The sequence below is a fragment of the Agromyces mediolanus genome, assembly GCF_044917495.1.
Lineage (GTDB): Bacteria > Actinomycetota > Actinomycetes > Actinomycetales > Microbacteriaceae > Agromyces > Agromyces mediolanus_B.
Map to the genome: position 1 here is coordinate 228,334 of NZ_JAVSSI010000004.1, position 22,956 is coordinate 251,289.

22 protein-coding genes, 1 tRNA gene and 1 pseudogene are annotated in these 22,956 nt (G+C 73.9%); 9 read left to right on the forward strand and 15 right to left on the reverse strand.

What is annotated here, in order from left to right; genetic code table 11:
* Positions 1–95: 95 nt before the first annotated feature.
* Positions 96–911 carry a hypothetical protein gene (locus tag ROT00_RS08230; RefSeq protein WP_404773870.1) on the forward strand — a complete coding sequence of 272 codons (816 nt, stop codon included), beginning with the start codon at positions 96–98 and terminating at the stop codon, positions 909–911.
* A 55-nt stretch (positions 912–966) separates the two neighbouring features.
* Here ROT00_RS08230 and ROT00_RS08235 read toward each other — a convergent pair whose 3' ends face one another.
* The 8 genes and pseudogenes from ROT00_RS08235 to ROT00_RS08270 all read right to left on the reverse strand — a co-directional run bounded on the left by ROT00_RS08235 (position 967) and on the right by ROT00_RS08270 (position 7,627).
* The gene (locus ROT00_RS08235; protein ID WP_404773871.1) at positions 967–1,707 is read right to left on the reverse strand and encodes a creatininase family protein; all 741 of its coding nucleotides are present in this window, start codon (positions 1,705–1,707) and stop codon (positions 967–969) included.
* A complete protein-coding gene (locus ROT00_RS08240) occupies positions 1,704–2,684 on the reverse strand; it encodes an aldo/keto reductase (protein ID WP_404773873.1) in 981 nt (326 codons plus the stop codon). The genes ROT00_RS08235 and ROT00_RS08240 overlap by 4 nt, the downstream gene beginning before the upstream one ends.
* Before the next feature lie 172 nt (positions 2,685–2,856).
* The gene (locus tag ROT00_RS08245; RefSeq protein ID WP_404773875.1) at positions 2,857–3,723 is read right to left on the reverse strand and encodes a helix-turn-helix transcriptional regulator; all 867 of its coding nucleotides are present in this window, start codon (positions 3,721–3,723) and stop codon (positions 2,857–2,859) included.
* A 26-nt stretch (positions 3,724–3,749) separates the two neighbouring features.
* Positions 3,750–4,994: a cytochrome P450 gene (locus ROT00_RS08250; RefSeq protein WP_404773877.1), complete on the reverse strand. Its 1,245-nt coding sequence runs from the start codon at positions 4,992–4,994 to the stop codon at positions 3,750–3,752.
* A gap of 14 nt (positions 4,995–5,008) precedes the next feature.
* Positions 5,009–6,214 carry an NAD(P)/FAD-dependent oxidoreductase gene (locus tag ROT00_RS08255; protein WP_404773878.1) on the reverse strand — a complete coding sequence of 402 codons (1,206 nt, stop codon included), beginning with the start codon at positions 6,212–6,214 and terminating at the stop codon, positions 5,009–5,011.
* Positions 6,211–6,408, reverse strand: a pseudogene (locus ROT00_RS08260) (ferredoxin); the annotation flags it as partial. The gene ROT00_RS08255 and the pseudogene ROT00_RS08260, both read right to left, overlap by 4 nt.
* Positions 6,409–6,649: 241 nt before the next feature.
* On the reverse strand, positions 6,650–7,363 hold the full coding sequence (locus ROT00_RS08265; protein WP_404773879.1) for a M23 family metallopeptidase: 714 nt from the start codon (positions 7,361–7,363) through the stop codon (positions 6,650–6,652).
* Positions 7,364–7,553: 190 nt separating this feature from the next.
* Positions 7,554–7,627 (reverse strand) — tRNA-Gly (locus ROT00_RS08270).
* A gap of 52 nt (positions 7,628–7,679) precedes the next feature.
* Here ROT00_RS08270 and dcd point away from each other — a divergent pair.
* The 3 genes from dcd (at position 7,680) to ROT00_RS08285 (ending at position 10,608) form a co-directional block, all read left to right on the forward strand.
* The gene (dcd, locus tag ROT00_RS08275) at positions 7,680–8,285 is read left to right on the forward strand and encodes a dCTP deaminase (protein ID WP_404773880.1); all 606 of its coding nucleotides are present in this window, start codon (positions 7,680–7,682) and stop codon (positions 8,283–8,285) included.
* A 165-nt stretch (positions 8,286–8,450) separates the two neighbouring features.
* Positions 8,451–9,428: an alpha/beta hydrolase gene (locus tag ROT00_RS08280; RefSeq protein WP_404773881.1), complete on the forward strand. Its 978-nt coding sequence runs from the start codon at positions 8,451–8,453 to the stop codon at positions 9,426–9,428.
* A gap of 118 nt (positions 9,429–9,546) precedes the next feature.
* On the forward strand, positions 9,547–10,608 hold the full coding sequence (locus tag ROT00_RS08285) for a helix-turn-helix domain-containing protein (protein ID WP_404773883.1): 1,062 nt from the start codon (positions 9,547–9,549) through the stop codon (positions 10,606–10,608).
* Here the strand turns inward: ROT00_RS08285 and ROT00_RS08290 are convergent.
* Positions 10,574–11,497: an alpha/beta hydrolase gene (locus ROT00_RS08290; RefSeq protein ID WP_404773884.1), complete on the reverse strand. Its 924-nt coding sequence runs from the start codon at positions 11,495–11,497 to the stop codon at positions 10,574–10,576. The two genes, ROT00_RS08285 and ROT00_RS08290, sit on opposite strands and share 35 nt — an antisense overlap.
* A 90-nt stretch (positions 11,498–11,587) precedes the next feature.
* Between ROT00_RS08290 and ROT00_RS08295 the strand changes: the two genes are divergently transcribed.
* Positions 11,588–12,268 carry a TetR/AcrR family transcriptional regulator gene (locus tag ROT00_RS08295; RefSeq protein WP_404773886.1) on the forward strand — a complete coding sequence of 227 codons (681 nt, stop codon included), beginning with the start codon at positions 11,588–11,590 and terminating at the stop codon, positions 12,266–12,268.
* Positions 12,269–12,644: 376 nt separating this feature from the next.
* On the opposite strand, the gene ROT00_RS08300 is transcribed toward ROT00_RS08295, so the two are convergent.
* On the reverse strand, positions 12,645–13,586 hold the full coding sequence (locus tag ROT00_RS08300; protein WP_404773887.1) for a MarR family winged helix-turn-helix transcriptional regulator: 942 nt from the start codon (positions 13,584–13,586) through the stop codon (positions 12,645–12,647).
* 102 nt (positions 13,587–13,688) lie between these two features.
* On the opposite strand from ROT00_RS08300, the gene ROT00_RS08305 reads away from it, so the two are divergent.
* Entirely contained in the window at positions 13,689–14,345 is a 657-nt protein-coding gene (locus ROT00_RS08305; RefSeq protein WP_404773889.1) for a MarR family winged helix-turn-helix transcriptional regulator, read from the forward strand.
* A gap of 6 nt (positions 14,346–14,351) precedes the next feature.
* On the opposite strand, the gene ROT00_RS08310 is transcribed toward ROT00_RS08305, so the two are convergent.
* Positions 14,352–15,785, reverse strand: a complete 1,434-nt coding sequence (locus ROT00_RS08310; RefSeq protein WP_404773890.1) for an MFS transporter — start codon at positions 15,783–15,785, stop codon at positions 14,352–14,354.
* A gap of 191 nt (positions 15,786–15,976) precedes the next feature.
* Here ROT00_RS08310 and ROT00_RS08315 point away from each other — a divergent pair, with 191 nt between their 5' ends.
* Entirely contained in the window at positions 15,977–16,465 is a 489-nt protein-coding gene (locus ROT00_RS08315) for a hypothetical protein (RefSeq protein ID WP_404773892.1), read from the forward strand.
* Between the two features lie 52 nt (positions 16,466–16,517).
* On the opposite strand, the gene ROT00_RS08320 is transcribed toward ROT00_RS08315, so the two are convergent.
* A complete protein-coding gene (locus ROT00_RS08320) occupies positions 16,518–17,390 on the reverse strand; it encodes a serine protein kinase RIO (RefSeq protein WP_404773894.1) in 873 nt (290 codons plus the stop codon).
* Positions 17,391–17,732: 342 nt separating this feature from the next.
* Between ROT00_RS08320 and ROT00_RS08325 the strand changes: the two genes are divergently transcribed.
* Complete coding sequence (locus ROT00_RS08325; RefSeq protein WP_404773895.1) at positions 17,733–18,005, forward strand: DUF4190 domain-containing protein; 273 nt, start codon at positions 17,733–17,735, stop codon at positions 18,003–18,005.
* A 225-nt stretch (positions 18,006–18,230) separates the two neighbouring features.
* Here the strand turns inward: ROT00_RS08325 and ROT00_RS08330 are convergent, their stop codons facing one another.
* The 3 genes from ROT00_RS08330 to ROT00_RS08340 all read right to left on the reverse strand — a co-directional run bounded on the left by ROT00_RS08330 (position 18,231) and on the right by ROT00_RS08340 (position 21,549).
* Complete coding sequence (locus tag ROT00_RS08330) at positions 18,231–19,016, reverse strand: sulfite exporter TauE/SafE family protein (RefSeq protein ID WP_404773896.1); 786 nt, start codon at positions 19,014–19,016, stop codon at positions 18,231–18,233.
* Positions 19,013–20,593: a gamma-glutamyltransferase family protein gene (locus ROT00_RS08335; RefSeq protein WP_404773898.1), complete on the reverse strand. Its 1,581-nt coding sequence runs from the start codon at positions 20,591–20,593 to the stop codon at positions 19,013–19,015. The genes ROT00_RS08330 and ROT00_RS08335 overlap by 4 nt, the downstream gene beginning before the upstream one ends.
* Positions 20,594–20,793: 200 nt before the next feature.
* Complete coding sequence (locus tag ROT00_RS08340; protein WP_404773900.1) at positions 20,794–21,549, reverse strand: FadR/GntR family transcriptional regulator; 756 nt, start codon at positions 21,547–21,549, stop codon at positions 20,794–20,796.
* 181 nt (positions 21,550–21,730) lie between these two features.
* Between ROT00_RS08340 and ROT00_RS08345 the strand changes: the two genes are divergently transcribed.
* The gene (locus ROT00_RS08345; protein WP_404773902.1) at positions 21,731–22,912 is read left to right on the forward strand and encodes a M24 family metallopeptidase; all 1,182 of its coding nucleotides are present in this window, start codon (positions 21,731–21,733) and stop codon (positions 22,910–22,912) included.
* Positions 22,913–22,956 lie beyond the last annotated feature (44 nt).

A 22,956-nucleotide genomic window follows, 5' to 3' on the forward strand; every position in this document is an offset into this window, starting at 1 on the left:
ACCGCAGGAGCGCCCCGGCCGGGATCGGCCGGGGCGCTTCGCCGTGGGGGCGCGGCGCGCTTGCCGGATGGCTCCCGCTCGACCATCCTCGGATCATGCGCCCTCCCGCCCGCCGGGCGACGCGCGGCCTCGCCGTCGCCGTCATCGGCACCGCCGTCCTCGGCCTGATCGGGTGCGGGGACGGGCGGCCCTCGGCGGACGCGGCGTCGCACGCGGCCGCACGATCCGCGGTCGCCGATGTCTCGCGCGGGCTGTACCGGGGCGGCACCGACCTCATCGACGACTACGCGCGCTGGGCCGACGCCGATACGCGCGGCGCGAGCGTCGAGCTCATCGGGTACGAGGCGTTCCCGGGCGCGGAGCACGGCGAGCCGTTCGGCGCGCTGCAGTTCCGGGCCTCCGTGCAGCGCCCCCAGCAGGGCGAGCCGTACGTCGCCTGCTTCGAGTCGGAGTTCGACTTCTGGGGCGTGGTGATCGGCGACGGCTCCGGATGGGACGACGACGAGGCGGTCGCCCGCGACATCGAGTGCCCTCCCGGCGCGAGCCGCATCCCGCCGCCCGTCGACACCCGCACGGTGCACGTGGTGCCGGAGGGCGCGGAGGCGGTGGTGGTCGAGGTCCTCACGAATGCGCCGGTCTCCGCGTCGGCCGACGCGATCACCGCCGAGATCGTCGAACGGATGCCGCAGCCGACGGGCGAGCGCGAGGCGCCGTTCGAGCCCGAGACGCTGGTCGTCGACGGTGAGATCGGCTTCGCGATGGGCGACGCCGACGACTGCCTGCTGGTGAAGCGCGACGCGGCGGGCGTGCAGGTGCTGTCCGTGCCCGGCGTCCTGTTGCAGCCCGGCGAGCTCGGGTGCGGCCCGGACACGGCGCTGCGGCCGGTCGACCAGCTGCGCTCGCCGCACTGACCGGGTGCCCGACGTTCAGGGAGGTCGGGCAACCCGGGTGGAAGTGGTGGCCGGCTCAGCCGGCTTCCGCGAGGCCCGCGACCCAGTCCACGAGGTGGGCGAGGAGCGGTTCGGCGTGCTCGGTGTCGAGCCGGCGGGGATCGGCGCCGAAGACGCCGTGCAGCGGGTGGTCGGCGCGGTGCCGGTCCTGGCCGTAGGGATCCTCGCCCGCCGGCGCCGGGTGCGTCTCCGGGTCGGGCAGTGCCTCGACGCGCACGAGCTCGGGGGAGAGGGCGTGCAGCACGAGCGATTCGAAGCGGCCGGCGTGGTCCGGCGCGACCGGCGGGGTCGGCGCCTGGCCGAGCGTGCGGGCGACGGCGCGCAGCGGGGCATCCGTGCCGTTCCAGCGATCCGCCACCCGCTCGACGAGCTCGCGCTGCTCCTCGGCGAAGTGACCGCTCAGGATGACGGCGCGGCGCACGCCGAGCTCCGACAGCCGGGCGAGGCTCTCGCCGAGCAGCGCCTCGATCGCCTCGGGGGTGTCGCTCATGATCGTCCACGGGTAGCGCGAGTGCTCGCCGCCGACGGCCTGGTAGTACGGGGGCAGCACGACGCCGCCGTGCCGCCCGGCGGCCCGCAGGCAGATGCCGTACGCGGTGAGGGCGTCGAGTCCGATCGGCAGATGCGGGCCGTGGAACTCGAGCGAGCCGAGCGGCAGGTACGCGACCGAGGCGAGCGACAGTCGCGCCTCGATCTGCTCCGGGCTCAGCCGCTCGATCGCGGGGGCGACGGCCATCGCCGCAGTGGTCTCGGTCATACGTAGAAGTTCCTCTCCCATCCGAAGCCGGTGAGCTGCTCGCGCAGCCCCTCGGCGAGCCCGCGCCCGTCGGCGAACGACAGGTTGCGGGCGATGCGCCGCTGCGAGGTCATGCCGACGATCGCGGTCGAGACCTCGGGGCGGTCGAGCACGAAGCGCACGGCGGCCTCGTCGAGCCCGTCGTAGTGCGGCGCCGTGACCGCCTTGATCGCCTCGACCCGCTCCAGCGTCTCGCTGAAGCGCTCGCCGCGGAACATCGTCTTCAGCACCGAGTCATCCGCCCACTGCGCGTACGTCTCCGGCGTCCACGCGCCGCTCAGCGAGCCGGAGTCGAGCGCGACGCGCACGATGATCGCCGTGCCGGAGGCCGCGGCCGCCGGCAGCAGCGCATGCTCGGGCCGCTGCTCGAACAGGTTGTAGATGACCTGGATGGAGTCCACCAGCCCCGACTCGGCGAGGGCGACGCCCTCGTCGGCCCGGTAGTCGCGCAGGGAGACGCCGATGCGGTCGATCTTGCCCTCGTCGCGCAGCTCGTGCAGCGTCTCGAGCCAGCCGAGCTCGTGGATGCCGCGAGGCATCCAGCAGTGCAGCTGGTAGAGGTCGATGCGGTCGACGCCCAGCCGGCGCAGCGACTGCTCGGCCTGCGAGCGCAGGTACTCGGGGCGGTAGGCGGCGGCGATGTCGGGGTCCTCGACCGAGGGGTGCGGCCACTCGGGCGGCTGCACCTTCGTGGCGACGTAGACGCGCTCGCCGCCCCACTCCCGCAGCGAGCGGCCGACGACCTCCTCGCTGTGGCCGGAGCCGTACATCTCGGCGGTGTCGACGAAGTTGATCCCGCGCTCGTAGGCGTCGAGCAGGGCGCGGACCGAGGCGTCGTCGTCGACCGGCCCCCACTGGCCGCCGAGCTGCCAGGCGCCGAAGGACACCTCGCTGATCTCCCACCCCGTGCGACCGAACGGTCGGCGATGAACGGTCATGTGCTGGTGCGCTCCTTCACGCTCGGGCGCGCGGATCGCGCGCGGCGGCGCACGAGCTGCGCGCCGGGCCGCGCACCCGGCGCGGCCCTTCGAATCTACGAAGGCCGGGTGGTCCGCCGAAGGACACCGGAACGCCGAAACATGGACTGGACGAGCAGCGTCCGCCGTGACGTCAGGGCCGCACGGTGTCGCGGGCGAACTGGGTCGGCGCGACCCCGTACGCCCGCCGGAACGCGCGCGAGAAGTACAGCGGGTCGGGGTAGCCGACGAGCTGCGCCACCTCGCTCACCCGCATGCCGGTGGTGCGCAGCAGGCTGCCGGCCTCGCGCAGCCGCACGTGCCGGATCCACGCCTGCATGGACTCGCCGGTGTGCCGGGTGAACAGGCGCTGCGCGGTCGTCTCGCTGCACCTGGCCGCCTCCGCGACCCGGGCGACGGTCAGCGGCTCGGCGATGTGGTGGCGGATGAACGTCATCATCAGCTCGAGCGAGCCGGGCACCGCGGTCTGCTGCGCGTGACTGTCGGCCCAGGCCGCGTTCTCGAAGAGGATGAGACGCCCGAGCGCCCGGAAGTACTCCTCGTCGAACGCGCCCTCGCCGAGCCGCTCGATCGCGATCGTGCCGAACTCGGTGATGCGCCGCGCGGCCGCGTTGCGCATCGTCGAGAGCCCGGGGCGGAACGCCGTCGCGTCGCCGCGCCGCGCCGGGTCGTCGAGCAGCGGATCGCCCGGCAGGTGCGCGACCCTGGGGATGACGGCCGCCGAACGGTCGTAGCGGGGCACGACGTGCAGGGTGCCGATGTGGAACGGCCCGCGCCGGTTCGCCCGGTACTCGACGTGATGGTGCCACGGCAGGCGCACGACGTGCTGCGCGTCGACCGTCCAGCTCTGCCCGCCGGCGCGGATCTCGCCGCCGCCGCTCACGATCCAGATGAACGAGACGCTCATCACGTGCGGGTTCACGATCTGCTCGCCCGAGGTGAAGCGGTACCAGTTCGCGCCGACGACGACGGGGTCGTCGTCGGGGTGCAGCAGCGTCACATCGACCATGGTAGGTCGCATGAGCGTCAGGCGGCCGCCTCCAGACGCACCGCGACGGTCCCCGCCTCGTAGACGGCGACCGGGTGCGCGAAGGGCTGCGGGGTGAGCTGCTCGGCGTCGACGAGGGCGAGCTCCGGGAACGCGTCGAGCAGCGCCGTGATCGCCTCGCGGATCTCCACCCGGGCGACCTGCTGGCCGACGCAGCCGTGGATGCCGTAGCCGAAGCCCAGGTGGCCGAACGCGTCGCGGGCGACGTCGAACTCCTCCGGGCGCTCGCCCCAGTGGGCCGGGTCGCGGTTCGCGGCGACGGGCGAGACGGACACCGAGGTGCCGGCGGGGATCCGGGTGCCCTCGATCTCGACGTCCTCGAGCGCGGTGCGGGCGAAGAGCGTCACGAACATGGCGCCGGCGCGCATGAACTCCTCGACCGCCGGTCGGATCTGCTCGGGATCCGCGCGCAGCGCTGCCAGCTGCTCGGGGTTCGTGAGCAGGGCGACCGAGGCCGTCGCGATCAGGTACGCGACCGAATCGCGGCCCGCGCCCATCAGCAGGCGCAGCAGCGCCTCGACCTCGATGCGGTCGAGTTCGGGGTTCTGCAGCAGATCGGTGATGACGTCCTCGCCGGGCGACTCCGCGCGTTCCGCGAGGAGGGCGCGGATGAAGTCGTACTTCTGCTGCGCGGTCGACTCCTCGACGAAGAGCGAGACGAAGCGCTCGTAGTGGTGCTCCGGGATGCCGATGACGTGGCAGTGCGTGCGGGCCGAGATCGGCATGGCGTAGTCGCGCCAGAGGTCGACGACCGGACCGCGCTCGCGCAGGGCCGCGATCTGCTCGGCCACCATCGCGCGGATCCACGGTTCCCGGGCGCGCGCCTGGCGCACGGAGAAGCGGGCGGTCACGGCGCGCCGGAGCTTCGCGTGCTCCTCGCCGTCGAGGTTCAGGAGATTCAGCTCGTCGGAGGCCTGCCCCGCGGCATCCAGCTCGCCCGGCGCCTCGAGCGGCACGGCGGCGCTCTCGGCCTTGTCTCCCTCCCCGTGCGCGGGCGGGCCGACCGGCATCCGCGAGGGACGCATGCTGAACCGCGGGTCCTGCAGCACCGCGACGGCGGCCTCGTAGCGCGTGGCGACGAGACCCTCGTGGCCGTCCTGGAAGTCGAGCGGCACGAAGGCGCCGGCCTCGCGCCACGCGGCGAGCTGCGGCGACGGGGCGAGCGGAGTGCCGTCGCCGGGGAGCGAGCGGGCGTGGAAGGGGCATTCGGCGGGGATCGTCATCGATCTGGCTTCTCTCAGGAGTGGGGGACGAGGGGACGGGTGGTGGTGACGACGGCCGCTCGGGCCGCGCGGAAGTCGCGCGGCGGAGCGTTCCAGCCGACGACGCCGCGCAGCGCTCCGGCGTCGTCGCAGCTGCCGGAGACGGTGCCGGCCGATTCGGCGGTCGTGGGCAGCTCGGTGAGCGGCCGCTCGGGGTCGAACCAGCCGTAGGCGTGGATGCGGGTGCCGTGGATCTCGGACCAGAACAGCGGCACCGGCTGCGGGGCCTCGGCGCCGTGCGCGATGCGGCCGGCGACGGCGATGGCCTGCTCGATGGCGTTGCTCTGGTGCTCGACCCGCCGGTGCCGCCCGCTGACCGGGTCGAACCACGCGGCGACGTCGCCGACCGCCGAGACGCCCGGTGCCGCGGTGCCGAGGCGGTCGCAGGCGACCCCGTCTGCGAGGTCCAGGGTCGAGGAGGCGAGCCAGTCGGTGCGCGGGGTGCCGCCGATCATGGTGACGACGAGGTCGACGTCGCGGGTCGTGCCGTCGGCGAACTCGAGCGTCGTGGCGCCCCCGGCGCTCGCCGGGTCGGCGGCGGCGCCGTCGTCCCGGGCGGCGACGAGCTCGGTGCGGAGGGCGAGCTCGACGCCGTGCGCCTCGTGCAGCCGCACGAGCTCCGCGCTCAGCAGCGTGCCGACGCCGCCGAAGCCGAGCAGGCCGGAGCGGCCCACGAGCAGCACCTCCGCGTCGCGCTTTCGCGCGGCGCTCGCGATCTCGGACCCGAGGATGCCGGAGCCGATCACCGCGACCCGGCGGGCCGCGTCCATCCGCTCGCGCAAGCGGAGTGCGTCGTCCATGGTGCGGAGCGTGGCTGCCTCCGCCAGCACGGGATGCCGCCGGGGCTCCGTGCCCGTCGCGATGACGAGTTCGTCGAAGGGGAGCGCGCCGTCGGCGGTGTGCACGGTGCGCGCGCCGACGTCGAGGCCGGTCGCGCGGCGGCCGGTGAGCACGCGGATGCCGAGGGCGTCGAGCTCCGTCGCCGTGCGGATGGCGGCCTGCTCGGGCTGCCACTCGCCGCCGAGGATCTGCTTCGACAGCGGCGGCCGGGTGTACGGCAGGTGCGGCTCGTCACCGAGCAGGGTGATCTCGCCGTCGAAGCCCTCGTCGCGCAGGGCCTCGGCGACCGTGAGCCCGCCGATCGAGGCGCCGACGATGACGACGCGGGCGGGGGAGCTCATGTCGCCGAGATCGCGATGGCGCGGGCCGGGCAGAGCCGCACGGCGCGGGTGGCGGCGTCGAGGTCGGCGCCCTGGGGGTCGGGCTCGAGCAGCAGGACGATGCCGTCGTCGTCCTGGTCGAACACGTCGGGGGCGACGAGGGCGCACTGCCCGGCGCCGACGCAGGCGTCGGTCTGGACCAGGATGCTCATCGGTACTCCTCTGTACTAGGTGCGATGGAGTCAATCCAAGCCGTGGCAGCCACGGAATCCCATGCCCCGCGCACCCAGAACATGGACTGGACGATCAGCTGCCGCGCGCACGCGGGAACGGAGAACGCCCCGTCCGCCGGGTGGCGGGGCGGGGCGTTCTCGCGGTGAGCGCGGGCGGGTCGTGCGGTCGCCGGGCGCTGGGGCGCCCCCTCCCGGCGGGGAGGGGGCGCCATTCGGGGAACGCTCAGACCGTGCGCGAGGTCTGACCGCTCGCGGGCACGAAGCCCGAGGAGACCGCGGCCTTGAAGGCGCGGTCCCACTCGGCCCAGGTGACGCTGGCCGAGCTGCCGGTCGTGCTGCCGAAGCGGGTCGCCAGGTTGTTCGCGACGGCCACGGTGCTGGTCACGAACCAGAAGCCGGGGCCCACGAGGGCGTAACGGTTCGCCGGGTTGGCGGCGGCGTCGTTGGCGTTGATGAGGAACAGCATGTCGATCTCTTCTTTCTTCGGGGTGGGGGTGGGGGTGGTGGTGCCGTTGGTGAAGTAGTCCCAGGGGATGCGGCGGATCCCGCTGGGGTCGAGGCGGTGCCAGTGCAGGTGCGGTGGCACATCGCCGGTGTCGCCGGAGGTGCCGACTCGCCCGCCGTAGGGGACGAACGCTCCGTCGGGGACGGCGATCGAGCTGAGGTGGTCGAAGACGTCGCTCCAGCCGGAGCCGTCTGCCGCCCACATGCGGACGGCGATGCCGGCGCCGCCGGAGTAGTGCTCGACGTGGCAGTCGATCGGCGCGTACACCGGCACCCACCTCGCCGTCATGTCGACACCGCCGCGACCATTGGTGCGGTCGAGGTGGTACTGCCAGCTGACGTACGGGTCGTTGGTGACGGTGCCCGGCACGCCCTCGATGTCGTCCCAGACGACGGTCGGATTCCCGGGCGGGATTCCGTACTTCAAGGCCATGTCTTCTCCTTTCGTTCCGTAGCTTCCGGGCCGCCGGTCGGCGACCCGGTTATTCGAATGCATGTTCGAAATTACGGATGACGACAGGACGATGAGAACCCGACACGCCGCGCGGATATCCGGGTGGCGCCGCAAAGGAAAACGCCCCGCGGCATCCGGCGAGTGCCGGCGCCCGGGGCGATCGAGAAAGTGGAGCCGAAGACGGGAATCGAACCCGCGCTGTCTGCTTGGGAAGCAGAAGTTCTACCATTGAACTACTTCGGCGTGCGACATCCTGCGACGTCACGGAGACCATCGTAGCAACTAGGCTGGGCGCGTGCTGCTCTCCGATCGCGACATCCGTGCCGAACTCGAACGCGAGCGCATCGGCATCGAGCCGTCCGACCCGGCGATGCTCCAGCCGTCGAGCGTCGACGTGCGGCTCGACCGGTACTTCCGGCTGTTCGACAACCACAAGTACCCCTTCATCGACCCGGCCGCCGACCAGCCGGAGCTCACCCGCCTCATCGAGGTGAAGCCCGACGAGCCGTTCATCCTGCACCCGGGCGAGTTCGTGCTCGGCTCCACCTACGAGCAGGTCACCCTGCCCGACGACATCGCCGCCCGCCTCGAGGGCAAGAGCTCGCTCGGGCGGCTCGGGCTGCTCACGCACTCGACGGCGGGCTTCATCGACCCCGGCTTCACCGGGCACGTGACGCTCGAGCTCTCGAACGTGGCGACCCTGCCGATCACGCTCTGGCCCGGCATGAAGATCGGGCAGCTGTGCTTCTTCCGGCTGAGCTCGCCCGCCGAGCGGCCGTACGGGTCCGCCGACTACGCGAGCCGCTACCAGGGTCAGCGCGGGCCGACCGCCTCGCGCTCGTTCCAGAACTTCCACCACACCGACGTCGGCGCGAGCGACGCGGGAGCGCGCGGCAACTAGCGCCACCCGAGCGGCGGCCGCCACCGTGCCGATCGGGACCATCCCCGCCGATCGGCGGGGTTGCACCCGCGGATCCGCCGCGCTCGGCGGGTGCCCGTCGCCGCGGGAAGCGGCGAGCATGGCGGCACGCGCCACGATGGAGTGGCCCCGGACGATGGAGTACCGATGACCGACATCCTTTCCCGACCGCCGTTCGACCCCGAGCTCGAAGCCGCGCTCTCCGTGCTCGGCGACCAGCTGCCCTCGACGATCACCCCCGAGTTCATCCCCGTGATGCGGCAGGGCCAGGCCGGCCCCGTCGTCTTCGACCAGCTCGCGCCCCTGCTCGCCGAGCACGACCTCGAGACCCGCGACGTGACGATCCCCGGCCACGACGGCGACGAGATCGCCGTCTCGATCGTGTCCCGGCGCGGTCGCACCGGCATTGGCCCGGGCATCTTCCACACCCACGGCGGCGGCATGATCGTCGGCGACCGCTGGGTCGGCGTCGCGAGCTTCGTCGAGTGGATCGCCCGCTACGACGCCGTGCTCGTGACCGTCGAGTACCGGCTCGCCCCCGAGTTCCCCGATCCCTACCCCGTCGAGGACTGCTACGCCGGCCTCGTCTGGACCGCCGAGCACGCCGCCGAGCTCGGCATCGACCCCGACCGCATCCTCATCGCCGGCGCGAGCGCGGGCGGTGGACTCGCGGCCGGCACGGCGCTGCTCGCGCGCGACCGCCGCGGCCCGGCCCTCCTCGGCCAGCTCCTCATCTGCCCCATGCTCGACGACCGCGACACGACGGTCTCGACGACGCAGATCGACGGCGTCGGCGTGTGGGACCGCGGCTCGAACGTGACCGGCTGGTCGGCGCTGCTCGGCGAGCGGCGCGGGACGGCGGATGTCTCGATCTACGCCTCGCCCGCGCGCGCCACCGACCTCTCGGGGCTGCCGCCGGCGTACATCGACTGCGGCAGCGCCGAGGTGTTCCGCGACGAGGACGTCGCCTACGCGACGAAGCTGTGGGAGGCGGGGGTGCAGGCCGAACTGCACGTCTGGGCCGGCGGCTTCCACGGCTTCGACCTGCTCGCCCCGCAGGCGGCGGTCTCGCAGGCCTCGACGGCCGCCCGTGACAACTGGGTCTCCCGCATCCTCGGCGACTGACCCCGGCGTCCGCCGCCTTCCTCACCGCTTCCGCCGCCGCGGCGGGCACCGCCTGCCCACCGCCGCGGCGGCGGAGAACCACCCGGGATATCGTGGTCGCCAGAGCTTGGAGCGCACCATGCAGGAACTCGTCGGGCGACTCACCGCCCTCGACCCGGAGGCGAGCGAGACGCTGAAGGTGGTCTCGTACTTCGACGCCCTCGTCGCCGCGGGGGTCGGGGCCGAGGCCCTCTTGCGCGGTGCCGCCGCCCTGAGCGGCGCCCCGGTCGGGTTCCTCGCCCCCGCGCGTCGGCTCCGGGTCGGGCAGGACGGCGGCCGGCTGCCGAGTCCCGTCGCCCCGCCGAGCGGGGCGCGCCTCCGCACGGTCGGCGAGGCATCCGTCTGCTGGATCGAACGGGCCGGCGACCCGCACGCGAACGACGCCATGGTGATCGAACGGCTCGGCATCGCGCTCGGCATCGCCGAGGCCCGCCGTGCCGCGGGCGGCTCGGGGCTCGCCGGAGCGGTCGAGATCGCCGTGAATCCGCACGCGACGGCCGAGGAGCGCGGTGCCGCGCTCGCCCGGCTGAAGCTGGCTGCCGAGCCGCGCGTGCGCGCGATCGCCGCGCCGCACGAGGCGGAGGCGCCGGTGGATGCCCCGAGCGCCGTCGTCGCCACGCGGCACGGCCTCGTGCGCGCGGTGCTCCGGCGGGCCGAACAGGATGGCGGTGCGGACGGCGGTGCGACGGCGCATCCGCCGGCCGTCCTCGGCGGGGCGGATGCCGGGCATCTCGGCGTCGGGCTCGCGCTGGCTCCCGAACGCCTGCCCGAGTCCTGGGCCTCCGCGCTCGTCGCCCTCCGCCTCGCGGACGACGTGCGCCCGGTCGTCGACGCCTCGGCGCTCGGCGGGCTGCTGCTCCTCGCGGAGGCGGCCGACGCCCGCACCGAGCCGCACCCCGACGCGCTCGCCCTCGCGGCGCTCGACGCCCGCACGCTGGCGCTTCTCGACGCGCTCGCCGAGACCGGCAGCGTGCGCGGGGCTGCGGCCCGCTGCGGCATCCACCACTCCACGGTGCAGGAGCGGCTGCTCGTGCTGGCGCGCCGGTTCGGCTACGACCCGCGCTCGCCGGAGGGGCGAACCCGCTACGCGGTCGCGCGGGTGCTGCTCACGCTGTCGGGTGCGGCTCCGAGCCCGCGCTGACGGTCGCGAGCTCGTCGACGCCCGCCGGCCCGCGGAGCGCGAAGGCGGTGACGGCGTCGAGCGTCGTGTCGTGCCCGAGCACGCGCGAGTGACCGGAGCCCGTGACGATCACGGCCCGGGCGCGGTCCTCGTGCGCCGCGCGCAGGCGCTCGCTCTCCGTGGCCGGCACCTCGCGGTCCGCGGCGTCGTGCACCAGCAGGAGCGGCACCGGGGCCGGGATCGGGTGCGCGACGCGATCGAAGCGGCGCCACACCTCGGCGGGATCGAGGCCCGGCGCGACGCGGTGGATGAACGCCGTCGCGAGATCGGCGGCGGCGCGGTCGCCGAGGCCGAGCGCACCGGCGAAGACGTTCGTCGTGACCGCCGCGTCGCCGACGCTCGCGATGGCGACGACGCCGCCGGCGCTCGTGCCCTCCGCGACCGCGGTCATCGCCGCGAGCCCGCCGAGGGAGTGCCCGACGATCGCGCTGAAGCGCCCGTGCCGCTGCTGCAGCGCCTCGATCGCGGCGATCCAGTCGCGGATATCGGCCCGGCGGCCGGGGGAGTCGCCGTGCGCCGGGGCGTCGAAGGCGACCACGCGGAATCCCTCGGAGCGGAGCTCCCGCACGAGCGGGGCGAACTGGCTCGCCCGCCCGCGCCAGCCGTGCACGAGCAGCACGACCTGGGCGCCCGTGCCCCACTCGTAGCTCACGAGCTCGTGGCCCGCGGCGTGGAACGTGCTGCGGCGGGCGATCTCATGGATGGCCTGTTCGCGTGGCGAGACGCGGCGGCGCGGACGGGTGGACGTGAAGAGGGGGAGCACGGCACGCGCGGCGAGGCGCGGGCTGCGCGGGGCGGCGGCGCGGGCGACCGCGATGCGGGCGGCGACGGACGCGGGGAGCTTCGGCATGACGGCCTCCGAGGGGCGGGCAATGAATACGAACGATCGTACGGATTACTTTACGCACGATCGTGCGTAAAATCGAGTGGAGGAGGCGACATGGAGCAGCAGACGGTGATCGACGGTCGTCGCGCACGCGGGGATGCCTCGCGCCGACTCGTGCTCGCCCAGGCCGTCGACCTCGCCTCGATCGAGGGACTCGACCAGCTCTCCATCGCCCGCATCGCCGAGGCCGCCGGCGTCGGCAAGTCGAGCGTCGCGACGCTCTTCGGCAGCAAGGAGCGGTTGCAGCTCGCCACCGTCGAGACCGCGGGCGTGCGCTTCGCCGAGACGGTCATCGCGCCCGCGCGCGTGCACCCTCGCGGCGTGCGCCGCCTCGTCGCGCTGCTCGACCGGGTCGTCGCCTACTCGCAGGACCGGGTGTTCCCCGGCGGCTGCTTCTTCTCCGCCGCCGCCGCCGACTTCCACGCGAAGCCCGGCCCGGTGCGCGACGCCGTCGCCGCCCAGCTCGACGACTGGCTCGGCTACCTCGCCCTCACCGCCCGCTTCGCCGCCGAGCGCGGCGAGCTGCCCGGCCTCGACCCCTCGGGCGACGAGCCCGAGCAGCTCGCGTTCGAGATCCAGGGCACCTTCGAGTTGATGAACCTCCTCGCCGTCATCCGCGACGACGAGCTGCCCTACCTCCGCGCTCGCCGCGCCTACCGGGCGAGGCTCGTCGCCCTCGGCGTGCCGGACGAGCTCGCCGAGCGCGTGCTGGTGCCCGGCGCCGCCCTGCGCTGAGTGGTCGTCTGCTCCTGTCGGGTTCGGCCGGCTCCGGCCCGGCCCGGCCCGCTCTCCCGCCCGGCCGGCTCTCGCGCCCGGCTCGCCCGGCCGGCCCCGACCGCTGACGTCGCGCAAACTGCTCTCCGTGCCCGAACGGAAGGGCGAGATGCGCGACTCCACGAGGCGGAGTCGCGCACACGGCGCCTGGCGGAGTCTCGGAAGCGCCGTTCGCGCGACTTCGCGAGGTGGCGGGGCGCCGGGGCGCCGGGGCGCCGGGTGGCCGGGTGGCGAGGTGGCCGGGAGGCCGGGCGCGCGCGGACACGGCGAAGCGCCGGCCCCGTTCGGGACCGGCGCTCCTGGACGGATGCCGCGGTGAGGCCGCGGTAGTGCCGGCTCAGTGGTGCAGGTGCACGTGGACCTCGAGCTGCTCGCGGTGCGGGCGACGCCCGGGTCCGCGGCGGCCCCGGTGGCCGTCACGCCCCTCGTGCCGCTCGTCGTGCGAGTCGTGGCAGCGCTCGGCCGGTGCGCCGGGGTGCCGGCGGCCGCCGCGCGGCTCGCGGTGCCAGGCCGGTCCGCCATCACGGTCGTGCCCGCCGACGCCGTGCTCGGGATCGAATCCCGGAGCCGGCCGGCGGCCGTGGAAGCCGTCCCGCTCGCCGCGGAATCCGTGGTCGTGCCCGAAGCCGTCGCGCTCGCCGCGGAATCCGCGGTCGTGCCCGAAGCCGCGCTCGTGCGGGAAGCCCCCGCGCTCGCCGCGCTCGTGCGGGAAGCCCCCTCGCTCGCCGTGGAAGCGGCGGCCGCCGCGACGGCCGCGGGGCATGGGCTGGGACTCGTCCCAGCCGAGCTCGCGGGCGATCGCCTCGAGGGTGCGGAGCGTGGTCGCGAAGTCCTCGTCGGACACCGCGCCGGAGACGCGTTCGCGGAACCCGTCGACGCGGGCCTGCAGGCGCTCGCGCGCCTCGCGGCCCTCCTCGGTCAGTTCGCCGCGGGCGATCCAGCCGTGCTCGGCGAGTCGGTGGGCGAGCTTCGGTCGCTCGGCGAGGCGGGCGGCGAGCCGCTCGTCCGCCGCGGCTCCGGCGAAGAGGTTCAGCGCGCGCCAGTCGCGGCGGCTGAGGCCTTCGTCGGCGAACAGCTCGGCCATCTCCTCGGAGAGGCGGCGGTCGACGAGCTTCAGCCAGAAGCCGAACGGGCGGGTGCCGGTGCGGCCGTCGCGGGCCTCGCCCGGCTCGGTCGGAGCGGTCGATGCCTCGGCCGGCTCGGTCGGGGCATCCTGCTCGTCCTGCGGGCGGGCGTCGTCGGGCTGCTCGGGGGTGGGGTGGTCTTGGTGGGTGGTCATGGTGGTTCCTCTCTCGGTGGCCCGCCTCGGCGGGTCCCGGCGCGCGGTGCGCGGTGATTCGCATTTGCATGCCTTATGACATGTATATGTACTATGACATGTATGTCGGATCGTGGTCAAGGGGCACCCAGCGAACTCTCGGATTCGGGCGATCCGGTCTCGCGCATCGAGGCGGCGCTCGGGATGCTCCGCGGCGGGCCGCGGGGCTTCGGCCCGCGCGGCGGGGGCCCGCAGAGCGACGACGAGCGCGGCGGACGCCACCACGGCCGCGGCCCGCACGGCGGCGGGCACCACGGCGGCCCGCACGGCGGCGGGCATCGGGGCCACCAGGGCGATGCGCCGCACGGTCATCAGGGCGATGCGCCGCACGGAACCCAGTCCGGCGATCCGGCGCGCGGCGGCTGGCGCGGACCGGGGGGACGCGGCGGCCAGGCGGCGCTCCGCGTCCTGCACCTCCTCGACGAGCACGGCCCGGCCTCGGTCGGGGAGCTCGCCGAGCGCATCGGCGTCGATCAGCCGCGCGCGAGCCGGCTCGTCGCCGCGGCGGTCGCCGCGGGCCACGTGCGACGCGAGCCCGACCCGAACGACGCGCGCCGGGCCATCCTCGTCATCACCGACAGCGGCCGCGAGGCGCTGCGATCGCTGCTCGGTCGCCGACGCGGTGGCGTCGAGCGCGCGCTCGACGGCTTCAGCGATGCGGAGCGGGCGCAGTTCGCCGAGCTGTTCGCGCGCTTCGCCGAGGGCTGGCGCCGCGGCTGACCGCGGTCAGTCGCGCGCCGGGGCCGGCGCGTTCCGCGTCGCCTTCACCGGGATGAGCAGCACGAGCCCGATGGCGATCACGAGCACGATGCCGATGATGCCGAAGTAGGCGTGATTCCCGCTGAGGGTCACGAAGATCGCGAACGCGGTCGGGGCGAGGAAGCTCACCGCCCGCCCGGTCGTCGCATAGAGGCCGAACACCTCGCCCTCTCGCCCGGCGGGGATGAGCCGTGCGAGGAAGGTGCGGCTCGCCGATTGCGCCGGCCCGACGAAGAGGCAGAGCGCGAGCCCGGCCGTCCAGAAGACGATCTGCCCGCCGTCGTGCAGGAAGAAGACGAGCAGCCCGCTCACGATGAGGCCCGCGAGGGCGACGACGATGACGGGCTTCGCCCCGAGCCGGTCGTCGAGCACGCCGACCGCGATGGTCGAGATGCCGGCGACGACGTTCGCCGCGATCGCGAACACGATCACCTCGCCCGCGGAGAAGCCGAAGACTGAGGCGGCGAGCACGCCGCCGAACGTGAACACGCCGGCGAGGCCGTCACGGAACACCGCGCTCGACAGGAGGAACCAGACGGTGTTGCGGTCCTCCTTCCAGAGCTTCGCGATGTCCTTCCCGAGGCGCTTGTACGAGGCGAAGAAGCCGACCCGCTCCCGCCGCACCGCGGGGCCGCGGTACTCCGGCACCGCGAAGAGCACCGGCAGGGCGAAGATCCCGAACCACAGCGCCGAGACGAGCATCGACACGCGCACCGCGAGCCCGTCGTCGCCGGTCACACCGAACCAGCCGACCTCGGGGTGGATGAAGCCGAAGTACACGATGAGCAGCAGCACGATGCCGCCGACGTAGCCCATGCCCCAGCCGAATCCGGAGACCTTGCCGATCGAGCGCGGCGTCGACACCTGCACGAGCATCGCGTTGTAGTTGACGCCGGCGAACTCGAAGAAGATGTTGCCGGCCGCGACGAGGAAGAGGCCGAGCAGCAGGTACTCGGGCGCCGGCAGCACGAAGAACATCGCGAGCGTGCAGGCGACCACGAGGTACGTGTTCACGGCGAGCCAGAACTTGCGCCGTCCGCTCGTGTCGGAGCGCTGCCCGGTGATCGGGGCGAGCAGGGCGATGAGGAGCCCGGCGATCGCGAGCGCCCAGCCGAGCTGCGCCTCGACCGTGCCGTTCGGGCCGAAGGATTCGCTCGTGAGGTAGACCGTGAAGACGAAGGTGGTGACGACCGCGTTGAACGCCGCCGAGCCCCAGTCCCACAGCCCCCAGGCCAGGATGCGCCCGCGGCGCGCGCCGGCGGCCGAGACCGCCTCGACCTGCTCGGTGTCGACGCCGATGGTGGCCGCGGCCCCTTCGGCGGTCGTCATCGGCGCGGGCGGGAAGTTGCGCGGGCGCCCGCCGGCGGCGTCGCCGTCGTGCGGGGCGGTCGGGTCGGTCATGGCGGCAGTCTCCCGAGGTCCGGTGAACGGGTGGTGACGGCGCACGTCCGGGGATCGGCGTCGATCGTCTGCACTGTATCGCGCGGGGCGGCGGATGACGTGCTTTCACGGATGCCGGACGCCGAACGCGCTGCGAGGCTCGACGGTGGGCGCCGGATGCCGCGGCGCGCGAATCGATCGAGGAGCGAATCATGAAGAAGTCTGCACGGGCCGCCCTGGCGGCGGGCGCCGGCGGCGCACTGCTCGCGGCGACCCTCGTGGTGCTGCCCGCGACGACGGCCTCGGCGAGCGACACGGGCTGCGGCTCGGCGGGGGCCGGTGCGCCGGTGCGGAACACCTGGTACACGCCGAGCGGCCACTACCAGGGCACGCGGATGGTGTACCGCGACCAGGTCGCCGGCCACGCGACCGACGTCTACGAGACCTACGGCGACGGGTTCCGCCAGATCGAGGTCTGGGACCGGAACGGCTACAACCCGGCGTCCGATCAGCGCACCGAGTGCTACCGCCAGCCGGCGCCGCCGGTGGCGGTCCCGCCGGAGCCGGTGATCACCGAGCGCTCGGGCGGCTGGGAGGTCGACATCCGCTTCGAGGGCTTCCACCGGACCGTCACCGCGCCGCGCAGCTGGGGCAACCGCGGCGGCGGCGAGGTGCGGATCGGGGAGATCGAGGCGTACTAGTCCGGCGAGCCGGCGGAGCGGTCGGTCGGTCGCCCGACCGCTCCGCCGCCGGCTACCAGTGCAGCACCCCGACCAGCTCGCCGAACAGCTGCTCCGGGTCGCACTCGAGCCGCCGCCGCGTGAACCACTCGCAGATGTTCACGCAGTCGCGGTGCAGCAGCTCGAGACCCGCGGGGTTGGCGATCACGTCGACCACCTGCGGCAGATCGATCACGACCACCCGCCCGTGGTGCACGAGCACGTTGTACGGCGAGAGGTCGCCGTGGGCGAGCCCGGCGCCGGCCAGCACGTGCATGAAGTCGACGAGCTGGTGGAAGAGCTCCCGGAGCTCCGCCGGCTCCGCCCGAACCTGGGCGAGGCGCGGCGCCGCCACCCGGTCGTCGCCGATGAACTCCATCAGCACCTCGGTCTCCTGCACCTGCACCGGGTAGGGCACGGCGGCACCGAGGCGCGTGAGCTCGCTGAGCGCCTGGAACTCGGTGCTCGCCCACTGCACCCGCGCGACCTCGCGGCCGAAGGTCGAGCGCTTGTCGATCGCGCGCTGGTCGCGGCTGCGGCGGGTGCCGCGGCCGTCGGTGTAGATGGCGGAACGGTGGAAGTCGCTGCGCTCGCCGCTGCGGTAGCGCTTCGCGGCGAGCACGACGTGCTCGCCGAGCGCACCGGGAGCGGCGCCCGGCACGGCGCGTTCGAGGAGGAACAGCTCGGCCTCCTTGCCGCTCTTCACGACGCCGAGCTCGGTGTCGATCGCGCCGGCCGAGGTGACGAGCCAGTCGGGGCGCGGCTCGGGACCGCGCTCGGTGGGGATGGTCGCCGGCCAGGTCGACCAGCGCTGGCCGTCGCCGGGCTCGGCGGCGGCGAAGAAGAGACCGGATGCCGCGTCGAACGGCGCGCCGGCGGAGTCGTCGAGAGACGAGAGGAAGTTCACGGTGGTGGCTTTCGGATCATGAGGCCACCGGGTGCCGCGACGGGCTTAGACGGCGGCGGCCTCGAGGAGGGTGTCCGCTGAACGCGCGACGAAGGCGTCGGTCATCACTCGCTCCTCTCTCTCGATCCTGCTGGCCGTCGAATCGGCCGAGGCGGGCCGCGCAGGCGGCCGAACACGCAGCTTACGCCTGTGCTCCGGACATGTCCATGCCCCGTTCCGGACGAAACGGGGGTCATTTCGTACCGTCACACGGCGAAATCGTTGCCGCACCGCCGTTTCCCCCGATACGCTCTCGGGTGCGCTCCGCGGGAGCGCGTGATCCCTACCAGAGAGGTACCCCTCATGAGCAACACTCCCGCTCAGCCGCCGGCCGACTACCCCGGCAAGACCCTCGGCATCGTCGGCCTCGTGCTCGCGATCATCACCCCGCTGATCGGTCTGATCATCAGCGCGGTGGCGCAGTCGCAGTCGAAGAAGGCGGGCTACCCGAACGGCCTCGCGAAGGCGGGCGTCATCGTCGGTGCGATCCTGACCGCGCTCGGCGTCATCTTCTTCATCATCTACATCGTCATCATCGTGGCCGCCGTGAACTCCGGCACCGTCACGAGCTACTGAGCGACGAGACGAAGGGGGACCGCCGTCCGGCGGGCCCCCTTCGTCGTCTCCGGACGCGGTCACGCGGCGGCGCGGGGCGGGACGCCGCGATGCGTCGTCTCCGGACGCGGTCACGCGGCGGCGCGGGGCGGGACGCCGCGATGCGTCGTCTCCGGACGCGGTCACGCGGCGCGACGCCGCGATGCGTCACGCGGCGCGACGCCGCGACGCGTCACGCGCGATGCGTCACGCCGCGGCGCGTCGGGCCTTCAGGTGCTTCTGCACGAGCTGCCAGGCGGCGAAGGCCAGCAGCACGGAGAAGGCGACGTTCGAGACGAACGGGGTGATGGCCTGCGCCGTCCAGGTGCCGAGGGGCGAGGCGACGCACGCGGTCACGCCGATGATGGCCGCCATCCGCAGGTCGACGTTGCGCCGGCGGGCGTTGCCGATGGTCCCCGAGATCGAGCCGGGCACCATCATCGCGAGCGAGGTGCCCTTCGCGACGAGGTCGCTGGCGCCGAAGAAGAACATCAGCACGGGGACGACGACGATGCCGCCGCCGACGCCCATCAGGCCCGAGAGGATGCCGGTGAGCACGCCGACCGCGACGAGCGCGGCCCCGAGCCAGACGTTGAGCGCGATCTCGGCGTCGCGCTGCGGCACGACCAGCCAGAGGCTGACCGCCACGACCGCGAGGAAGCCGAGGAAGCCCCAGAACAGTGCGCTGCGGGGCAGGCGGGCGAGCAGGTAGGTGCCGAGCTGGGCGCCGACGATCATGCCGACGGCGATGAGCGCCGCGGCGATCCAGTCGACGTGCCCGGTGACGCCGTAGGTCACCGTGCCGACGATCGCCGTCGGCAGGATCGCCGCGGTCGAGGTGCCGGCGGCGATCCGCTGGTCGACGCCGAAGAGCATCAGCGTCGGCACGAGGACGATGCCGCCGCCGACGCCGAAGAGGCCGGAGAAGTAGCCCATCATCACGCCGAGGAGGATGAGGATCCAGATCGACAGGCGGGTGCGCTCCTGCATCATCGCGCGGCCTCCTCGAGCAGTTCGGCGGCGGCCTCGACGACGATCGCCGAGCCGTCCGACCGCGGGTCGCTGGCGGCGTCGTAGCCGCCGTCGACGACGCGGACGAGGTTCGAGTGGCCCAGGTTCTCGTCGCGCGGCGGCACGAGCCGGGGCTCGAGCCCGCTCGCGTGGAGCGAGGCGAGCGTCGTCTCCGGGACGTCCCGCTCGATCGTGATCGTGGCCTCGACGTCGCCGGCGTCCTGCACGCCGACGACCCAGCGCGGCGAGCTCGTCGCCTCGAGGGCGGATGCCCCGTCGAGGGTGCGCAGCAGCAGGTGCGCGTGGATCTGCGGCTGCGCCTGCCCGCCCATCGTCGCCTGCGCCTGCAGGAGCTTGCCGTCGCGCAGCACGAGCACGGGCATGAGCGTGTGCGGCGGGCGGAGGCCCGGGCCGAAGGCGGCGGGGTGGCCCGGGTCGAGCGAGAACGAGGTGCCGCGGTTCTGGAACAGCACGCCGGTGCCGGGCTCCAGCACGCAGGCGCCGAACGCCCAGTAGACGGACTGCACGAGCGAGACGGCCCAGCCGTCGGCGCTCACGGCGGTGAGGCCCACGGTGTCGCCCGTCGCGGGGAGGTCGGCGCGGAGCGCGTCGAGCGGCGGCGCGTCGGCGGACACGAGGCCGGCGGCGTCGATCGCGGCGACGTCGGGATCGGACAGCCAGGCACCGCGGACGCGGTTGTTGTCGTGGAAGACGGCCGCGAGGGCGCCGGCGTTCGAGCCGAGCGCGTCGGCGGGGGTGCCGAGCAGCCCGTTCGCGAGGGCGCGGACGGTGCGCAGGAGGGAGAAGCCCTGCGTGTTCGGCGAGGCGGTGACGACTTCGAGCTCATCGAGGCGCTCGGAGATCGGGGCCTCGACGACGACGCGGGCGGATGCGGCATCCGCTGCGGTGATGCGGCCGCCGAGCGCGGCGAGCCCGGCGATCCAGCGTTCGGCGGTCTCGCCGGTGTAGAACTCGTCCGGGCCGTTCGCGGCGATGCGGTCGAGGGTGTCGGCGAGCGCGGGCTGCACGAGCGGCTCGCCCTCGTCGAGCGGGCGGCCGCCGGGCAGGAAGAGCGCGCGGCATCCGGGGTCGGCTTCGAGCGCCTCGCGTTCGTCGCGGATCGCCCGGGCGACCGAGGTGGCGGTCGGCACGCCGTCGCGGGCGTAGCGGCGGGCCGCGTCGAGGCGGTCGGCCCAGGGCAACCGGCCGCCGATGGCGGCGAGCGCCTCCCAGCCGCGGATGCCGCCGGGCACCGTGACGGTGTCGACGCCGCGGGACGGCAGGCCGCCGCCGTGGCGGGCGCGGAGCGCGTCGAGCGACTCGGCCGCGGCGGACCGGCCGGTCGCGTTCACGAAGCTGATCTCGCCCTCGGGGCTGCGGACGAGCGCGACGAGGTCGCCCCCGAGGGCCACGTTGTTGGGGTAGACGACGCAGAGGGCCGCGGCGGCGGCGATCGCGGCGTCGACCGCCGTGCCGCCGGCTCGGAGCGCGGCGGCGCCGGCCTCGGTCGCGAGGTAGTGCGAGCTCGCGACGGCGCCGAGGGCAGGGCTGGTGGTCATGGGCTGGGCCTTCTCGTTGCGTTCGGCGACGCGTCGATCCGCCTCGCGGATGCGTCGGTGCTGACAGCGTCGCACTTGGTCCTACCAACTGTCAAACTTCGCGAAACGCGGTGGCGCGATGCTTGAGGCATCCGGAATGCGAGCCCGCTCGGGGACGACGAGCCGGCTCAGCCGAGCCGGCTCAGCCGGGCCGGGCGGCCTCAGCCGGCGCGGTCGTCGCCGGCCTCGGCATCCGCCTCGGCCGCGAGCGCCGCCGCGGCGTGCTGGATCTGCTCGCGCACCGCACCGATGTGCAGCGCCGCCTCGTGCTCGGCCGCCGTGGCATCGCCCGAGGCGATCGCGGCGAGGATGCGCCGGTGCGCCGCCGTCGAGGTGTCTCGACGCTCCTGCGTCTGGAGCGCCGTCGAGCGGCTCGGGGCGATGAGGATCGCGATCTGCTCGTTCAGCATCGCGAGCAGCGGGTTGTGCGTGTACTGCGCGATCGCCTGGTGGAAGGCGCGATCGAGCTCGGCGTAGTGCTCCTTCGACTCGGGGGCGGCCATCTCGTCGACGAGCTGCTCGAGCTGCACGAGGTCGCGCGGCGTCGCGCGCTGCGAGGCGAGGGCGGCGATGGGCGGCTCGATGATCGAGCGGAGCTCGAGGATGTGCGCGATCTCGCCGCCCGTCGAGCCGAGCACCTCGGCGAGCGCGGCACCGGAGGCATCCCGCGCGTCGGCGGGCGAGAGCACCACCGTGCCCCGGCCGGGCTTGCGGTCGATGAGCCCCCGCCGCTCGAGCTCGTGCAGCGCCTGGCGCAGCGAGACCCGCGAGACGCCGAGGCGCTCGGTGAGCTCGAGCTCGGGCGGCAGCTTCTCCCCCGGCTGCAGCGTGCCGTCGAGGATGAGGCGTTCCAGCCTGATCGACAGCCGGTCCGGCACCGACAGCGTGCGACCCTGCTCGATCTCCGTCCAGTCCATGCCGTTCCCTTCCGAGTCGATTGAAGCAGCTCGGACGCCCGCATGGCGGAAATCCGGACCGGTCCGTCCCCGGTCGTCGGGGCCGGACGTTGACGGCGCGGGTCCGCGCCGGTACTCTCCGACTAATCGTCCTACAAACTAACCAGCAGTCAAGTGGATGAATCAACGAAGGAGTTCCCGCGTGTCCGTCGACGATGAGCAGATCAGCACGAGCGAGTACGCCGCCCGCATTGCAGCGGTGCGCACCCGGATGGCCGAGGCCGATCTCGACGCGATCGTCGTCTGGGGCCGCGGCGGCGGCACGATCGAGCGCTACGGCAACGTGCTCTACCTCTGCGGCCACTACGCCGTCTTCCCCACCATCCGCGACGTCGCGGGCGTCTGGAGCGACCGTGGCTACGCCGCCGTCGTCGTCACCGCCGACGAGGTCGTGCTCTGCTCGGAGGACGTCGACGCCGAGCCCATCGGCACCACCCGCCACCTCGCGCTCGACGGGCGCACCGGCGGCACCCTCGCCGAGCTCGTCGGCGAGACCCTCCGCGGCGGGAACGGCCTCCGCGTCGGCGTCGTCGGCAGCGACACCATGACCGCGAAGCAGTTCGCCGCCGTCGACCGCGCCACCGAGGGGCTGCGCCGCGGCGAGCTCGTCCTCGCCGACGACCTCGTCGAGTCCGTGCGGTCCATCAAGTCCCCCGCCGAGATCGCGCTCCTCCGCCGCGCCGGCGCCATCGGCAACCTCGCCCTCACCGCCGGGGCCGAGTTCCTCGTGCCCGGGGCCCGCGAGACCGACGCCGTCGCCGCGATGGTGGCCGAGCTCACCCGCCACGAGGCCGTCATGGCGAACGCGTTCGTCTACACCTTCGGCGCCGAGGCGCCCGGCATCCCCGCCCCGCCCACGTACTCCAACCGCGTCCTCCAGGCCGGCGACCTGTTCACCGTCGACCTCACCGGCGCCTACCGCGGCTACTTCTTCGACTTCGCCCGCAGCCGCGTGGTCGGCGCCGAGCCGACCCCCGCGCAGGAGGCGGCCTACCGGCTCGCACGCACCTCGATCGACGCCGCAGTCGACGCCGCGAAGCCCGGCGCCACCGTCGGCGACCTCGCCCGCGCCGCGGACGAGCTCCTCGCCGAGGGCGGCTACGACTTCGAGCACGCCGAGTTCCAGGCCGGCGGTCACGGCCTCGGCCTCGGCTTCGAGGCGCCGTGGATCCGCCCGGAGAACGACCGGCCGATCGAGGTCGGCATGACCCTCGCCTTCGAGCGCTTCGTCGTGATGGGCGGCACCGCCGCCACCTTCGAGCGCAACGTGGTCATCACCGCCGACGGCGCCGACGACCTCGCCCCCGTCCTCGACCTCTGGTAGGCCGGCGACCCGCCCCGATCCGTCCGCCACGCAGCACCTGGCAC